This window comes from Microcoleus sp. Pol14D4, from assembly GCF_036701245.1.
Taxonomy (GTDB): Bacteria; Cyanobacteriota; Cyanobacteriia; order Cyanobacteriales; family Microcoleaceae; genus Microcoleus.
This window is the reverse complement of the sequence record NZ_JAUBQM010000149.1, coordinates 1-5,643: the sequence shown is the minus strand read 5'-3', so window position 1 is coordinate 5,643 and position 5,643 is coordinate 1. Positions and strand designations below refer to the sequence as shown.

The 5,643-nt window shown below is 44.3% G+C and carries 6 protein-coding genes; 2 read left to right on the top strand and 4 right to left on the bottom strand.

Annotated elements, in window-relative coordinates; genetic code table 11:
* Positions 1-54: 54 nt before the first annotated feature.
* Positions 55-285, bottom strand: a complete 231-nt coding sequence (locus QUA33_RS27300) for a hypothetical protein (RefSeq protein ID WP_333152794.1) — start codon at positions 283-285, stop codon at positions 55-57.
* A gap of 324 nt (positions 286-609) precedes the next feature.
* Between QUA33_RS27300 and QUA33_RS27295 the strand changes: the two genes are divergently transcribed.
* Positions 610-1,212: a glutathione S-transferase family protein gene (locus tag QUA33_RS27295; RefSeq protein WP_333152792.1), complete on the top strand. Its 603-nt coding sequence runs from the start codon at positions 610-612 to the stop codon at positions 1,210-1,212.
* Between the two features lie 92 nt (positions 1,213-1,304).
* Here QUA33_RS27295 and QUA33_RS27290 read toward each other — a convergent pair whose 3' ends face one another.
* Positions 1,305-2,315, bottom strand: a complete 1,011-nt coding sequence (locus QUA33_RS27290; protein WP_333152790.1) for a Gfo/Idh/MocA family oxidoreductase — start codon at positions 2,313-2,315, stop codon at positions 1,305-1,307.
* A 524-nt stretch (positions 2,316-2,839) separates the two neighbouring features.
* Here QUA33_RS27290 and QUA33_RS27285 point away from each other — a divergent pair.
* Complete coding sequence (locus QUA33_RS27285) at positions 2,840-3,139, top strand: ferredoxin (protein WP_106149950.1); 300 nt, start codon at positions 2,840-2,842, stop codon at positions 3,137-3,139.
* 345 nt (positions 3,140-3,484) lie between these two features.
* Here QUA33_RS27285 and QUA33_RS27280 read toward each other — a convergent pair whose 3' ends face one another.
* Together QUA33_RS27280 and QUA33_RS27275 are read right to left on the bottom strand one after the other, a co-directional pair.
* Complete coding sequence (locus tag QUA33_RS27280; protein ID WP_333152788.1) at positions 3,485-5,140, bottom strand: SpoIID/LytB domain-containing protein; 1,656 nt, start codon at positions 5,138-5,140, stop codon at positions 3,485-3,487.
* 209 nt (positions 5,141-5,349) lie between these two features.
* Positions 5,350-5,643, bottom strand: a 294-nt coding sequence (locus tag QUA33_RS27275) for a M20/M25/M40 family metallo-hydrolase (RefSeq protein ID WP_333152786.1), incomplete at its 5' end; no start/stop codon positions are given.

The window sequence follows — 5,643 nt, the reverse complement described above, 5'->3', positions numbered from 1 at the left end:
AATATGGCTCAAGCTCAACGACTTGCTGGCTTTGGTCTTAACACACTCAAGGAATTATTTAGAATGAAATAGCCCTGCAATATCCTGTGAGCTATAGATGCCAGCATGACATAAAAAAAGGTAACTCATCACACAAGCGATCGCCAAAAACACCCCAGATTTTATTCCAAAAAATTTAATTACCATTAAAGTTCCAGCGATCGGTGTATTGGCAGCGCCACCAAAAACTGCCACAAATCCCATGCCCGCCAATAAAGGTGCTGGTAATGCCAAGATTAATGACAAAGCATTACCTATAGCAATCCTAAATGATTTTCTATATCTAGAGCAATCCTAAATGATTTTCTCTGTGTAAGTATATTGCAGAGCGTCTTCCATTTCCGCGATCCTTACCTAACGCTATTTAAGGGAGGATTTTTCCAGTATAATTTCATTGATTCTCCAATATTGATGAATTTAGGATGCTCTGGGTTGCACCTAACCCATATTACTTCTGAACGTAGCAATGCTGCTCTTACCCCCCAATAGCTACAATAATCAGTTGTGAACTTCTCCTTCTTTCTTAACTCTGCGTGTTCACTGTTCTTTGCGGTATATAAAAAAATACTCATGTTGAAACTTTACGAATATTCTCCCTCTGGGAATTGCTACAAAATCCGCTTGCTTTTAACTCAGCTTAATATTCCCTTCGAGCGGCTAGAAGTTGATATTATAAAACGAGAAAGTCGAACCCCTGAATTTTTGATTAAAAATCCTAACGGGCGTATTCCTGTTTTAGAAATTGAACCGGATATTTTTTTGTTTGAATCGAATGCGATTATGTTTTACTTGAGCGAAACAACTGAGTTTTTCTCCACTGATAAATTTGAACGCGCTCAAGTCATGCAGTGGTTATTTTTTGAACAGTACAGCCATGAACCTTTTATTGCTACTTCTCGTTTTTGGTATATGACAGGAAAAGCTGAGGAATATCGAGAAGCACTCCAACAAAAACAAGCACCGGGTTATACTGCTTTGGGGGTGATGGAACAGCATTTAGAAAACCATGCTTTTTTTGTTGGCGATCGCTATACTATTGCTGACATCGGTTTATTTGCTTACACTCACGTTGCGGGCGAGGGCGGATTTGATTTAACGAGATTTCCAGCAATTCAAAGTTGGATCGAGCGAGTAAAAAATCAACCTCGATATATTAGCATCACACATAAATAAAAGTTGTTCGTAGTAAGCACGAAGAATCCTAATTGACTAAAAGCATCAACTGAGGACTGAATTCCTTACTGCAAAATTATCATCTCCAATGGTTAATTACCAACAGCTATATTTTGCCTAGTCTCACTAGAGCGCCTCGCAGCATCTGCCACCTTCAAAGCGTACAAGCTACTAGCCTTATCCACGTACAAAGGTGTACCGTTTGATAAATATTCCAACACCATATCGGTGTCTTTGGCAAACAAACCGCGCCGCGTTCCTACTTTGATATTGCGGCGATTTTCTCCCTGAATTAATTGACCGGATTCTGGAGTGAAAACCAGCGTTCCTGCTTCTCCGTAGATGGTAAAAATGTTTTCTGACTGCCAAAAAGTCTCTCCCTTTCCATAAACAGCTTCAGCGACAACTCCATTGGCAAAGCGCAACTGTGCGTTGCACAAACAAGCTTTGTAGAAATCCGGCTGAGTGTCCCAAAATAGAGCTTGACAGTTAACACTTGTCACTTCCCCGAACAAATCGGTAAATCGGTGCAGTCGCGAAATTGCACCAACTAACGGAAACCCAAAGAGGGAATGTTGATAAGTCCACCGCTGTCGCGCTGGATGTTGAGGAGTCATAGTAAGGTAGCGGGCGTAAAAAACTTTACCGACTAATGGCAAAGATTCTTTGATTGCTTGGTGCAAACCGCCTAAGAGTTCGATGTGTTCGATGTGAAGGAGTTTTTGCTTTTGGGCGGCAAGTTCGATCGCCCTTTCTGCTTCAAATACGTCTAAAGATAGAGGATATTCCACCACAACGTGCTTGTCATTTTCTAGCGCCGCCAGGACGATCGCCCCGTGATCCCGATTCACCGTACAGACAATCACCAAATCTAAATCGTCTCTTTCTACCAGCTTGCGCCAGGAAACCGCAGGTTCTGCCCCAAAGCCTTGACAAAATGCTGCGGTTTTCTCCGGGGTGTGCCCAGCAACCGCTACCAAGTGCGATCGCCCATCAGCTTGAATTGTCTCGGCCCTCAACTTAGCGGCAAAACCAGTACCCACAATCCCCACGCGAATTGGAGAATTAACCGAAAAACCAAAGCGAGTATCAATATTAGTCATGGGATTTGAGATTTAAGATTTTAGATAGTTACAGACTTGCGGTGCAGGGCTTTAGGGTTCTACCGCGCAGATTTTAAGCTGTGGTTGTGGTGCGATTTATTCGATCGAGCCTTCAACACCCAAGTCTTGATGCGATCTAACTATACATTTGACCGCCTGCCGGGGCTTACCTTGTAGCCGGCCTTGCTGAAACTCGATCGATACACCGCATACCAACAAGCCTGTTTTTGTGCTGTAGGGATCAAAATAGGATTTTTCCTAGAAACCCGGTGGTTTAGCGCAAGTCTTGCGGCAACAGTATCACAAGGCTGAACCCAACATAGGTATAAGTAATCAAGATGAAATTAGAAAAAGTTATAACTAATCCCATTCAAATGTTTTGTAACTAAGTGTGTCAACCTCCCTTCTATCCCCTACTATCATAGAGGGAACAAACCTAAGAGCTAACCTCAAAGCTAATAGAGCCTTGAAGGTTGCATTAGGAAAAATTATAAATCTTGTTGAATTTTTGAGAGGATTAGTGCATGGCAACTTACAAAGTTACCCTCATCAGCGAAGCCGAAGGAATTAACCAGACCATTGACGTTGATGACGATACTTACATTCTCGATGCTGCGGAAGAAGCAGGACTGGACCTCCCCTACTCTTGTCGCGCTGGTGCTTGCTCCACCTGCGCCGGCAAAATCACGAAAGGCGAAATTGACCAATCCGACCAATCTTTCTTAGACGACGACCAAATCGAGGCCGGATTTGTCCTCACCTGCGTCGCCTATCCCAAGTCTGACTGTACGATCGAAACTCACCAAGAAGAATCGCTCTACTAAGAAAGGACGCTCTGCGTGATACCCTAAGAAACCCGGTTTCTCCTTTCCAAAATTAAGCTGAAATAGCGCAATTATGTTAAGAAACCGGGTTTCTGTGTCTAACACTGCAACCAAGCCGTCAGCAATGTCTCACTCCCATCTATGAATTCGTAGCTGTTTGAGCAGATAGCTGACCCAATAATTTTAGATTTTAGATGGCAGATTTTAGATTAACTGTGAAACCAATCTAGAATCCAAAGTCTAAAATCTAAAAGTTTTAGGACTAATATTTAGTCTCAAGCGAGAGAGACGAAAGTTTGTTTAGGGGCTAGGAAAATCGCCGACTATGAAGCAGAGTCTGATAAACTATTCGCGCCAAAATGTAATGGCATCGCTGAGGGGCACAACTTGAGCGCCGGGAAAATAAAAGCCCAGAATTTGAGATCCGTTCCAGCCCAAATTAGCCAAATTGTAAGCACCAGTCTGACTCATTCCCACCCCGTGTCCGAAACCGCCTCCGACAAAAGCATAACCGTTGAGAGTTTTGTCGGGATTGTAAATTGGTTCTAGGTAAAAAAGCGTGCTGATCGGCGGGTAAAAAGCATTGCGAATCTCGTCTTTGTCGATATCGATGGGGCCCAAGTCAGTTTGAACCTTCATTTTCAAAACTCGACCTGCAAGCGACCTTTCCACTACTTCAACCTGAGTGACAGTTTTAAAATTAGCCAGCGGGTGCTGTTTTTTCTGAAGATACTGTTTGAGAAATCCACCAATCGCGGTCAAAGAAGCGGGTTCGCGCCACCGAAAAGTGTCTTCTTTTTCTTCATTAAACCCTTTTTCCAAACTGATAAAGCGGCGGAAGTTGTTTTCGTCAGACAAACTCTGCTTGGACAAATCCCAGACATTGTTAGGGGAATCGACGATCGATCGCAAATATGGACGTTCCGCGCCCTGCCACACATCGTTAAAAGAGGCTGTCACGCCGCCGCTAGAGGCGGAATAGAGCGCGTCTACTAACTGATTTTCGTAAGTTAGCACCAAACCGCTCGTTTGGGCGATCGCCTTATCGCTTTGCGGGTAAACCTCCGTCAAACCTTGATAAACTTGGCAGTTAACATCAGCGCACAACTCATAATTATCCACAGCAAAACGGCGCAAATTTCTCAGGGCGTAGGTTCTCGCTAAAATAGTTTGAGCTACAATCGCAGCGTAAGGCGAAAAAGCCCCAATTTCGTGAGGAACAACACCCCGCAAGTAAGTTTCGGTCAGCACTTCATTCACTAAAGTATAAGTGCCGTAAGCATTTTTTTGGAGCCGCAAATTGCCGCCATAACGGCGAGTTTGTTGAATTGCTTTTTCTGGTTCAGTAGCTGTCGCCTCGTGGGTGGTTTGTTCCAATACCTCAATCACATTTTTCCCCGCCGTCACATCCAACTCATTGCGGTTGAAACGAAAGCCGTTTAAAACCCAAAATGCCTGGGGTACTTGTTTAAAAACTTTGGAATCCAAAAAAGCTGTTCTGTTCCCTTGAGCTTGCAAACTTTGCAACAGCCAGCGCCGCACCAAAGGAGAGTTATAAACATCTCTTTTTGCCCAAACTTGCCAGCGCAAAGGTTGAGCAATTTCTACTTCTATTCCCTGGGCGCGCCACTGATTGGCGCTGTCTTCAGCACTCTCAAAACTGCGGTGAGAACTTAGTACCACTCGTTCTTCTACTGCAGGCGTTTCCAGTGGTTTCGGGGCTATTTCTAACTTGATGCTAGCAGCAGTTTTGGTTTCTATGCCTTGAGGAGTTTTGTAACGCAAAGTTAAGCTGTCGCCCGGTAATGCTTTCAGCGTCAGTTTGTCGGTTGCTTTGGTACCAAACCGCTGCACTACGCCAATTTTGATCGGTCTATTTTGGGGAGTTTGGGCGTATCCCGCAGCGCTGAAAATGGGCAACAGGCACAATGCGGTGAAAACAGTGCTAGAAATGCAGCTAAACCATTTGTAATTGGGAGTGGGAGGTGCTTGAGCGAACACGGTTATCTGTCTCGCGATAGTTGAAGATGGGGGATTTTTGATTGTACGTTAGCACATTTGGCCGCTGCTATAGGGAAATTGCCGAAGATTAGCTGGTTTAATTGCCAGAATTCTGTTAAGTCGCTAGGCGCAAATAAACTTTACATCAAGCAATTTTGAGCCATTACCCACCCCACAATCTTATTATGGGTAATTCAATGAAAGCGAGTTTACCTACTTACTTGGTTTTTCCAATATTGGTAAGCCGCATAGGCTAAGGTGACAGCGCCGGTCACAATGGCCGCTTCATCAACCTCAAATTGCGGGTGATGGAGGGGATAGTTCGGTTTGTCAGTCAGTCCCACTCCTAAGCGAAACATGGTTCCCGGTGCGTGTTCTAAGTACATCGAAAAATCTTCCGCGCCCAGGGATGGTTCTGGTAAAATTTGGACGCGCGATCGACCTAAAGCTTCTAAAGCCGCAGTTTCGACTAATTGAGTGAGTTTTGGGTCGTTTTGGACTCC

Bases quoted from the DNA above. Each gene is read 5' to 3' on its own strand.
- QUA33_RS27295 (WP_333152792.1), top strand. From the start codon at position 610: ATGTTGAAACTTTACGAATATTCTCCCTCTGGGAATTGCTACAAAATC.
- QUA33_RS27290 (WP_333152790.1), bottom strand. From the start codon at position 2,315: ATGACTAATATTGATACTCGCTTTGGTTTTTCGGTTAATTCTCCAATT.
- QUA33_RS27285 (WP_106149950.1), top strand. From the start codon at position 2,840: ATGGCAACTTACAAAGTTACCCTCATCAGCGAAGCCGAAGGAATTAAC.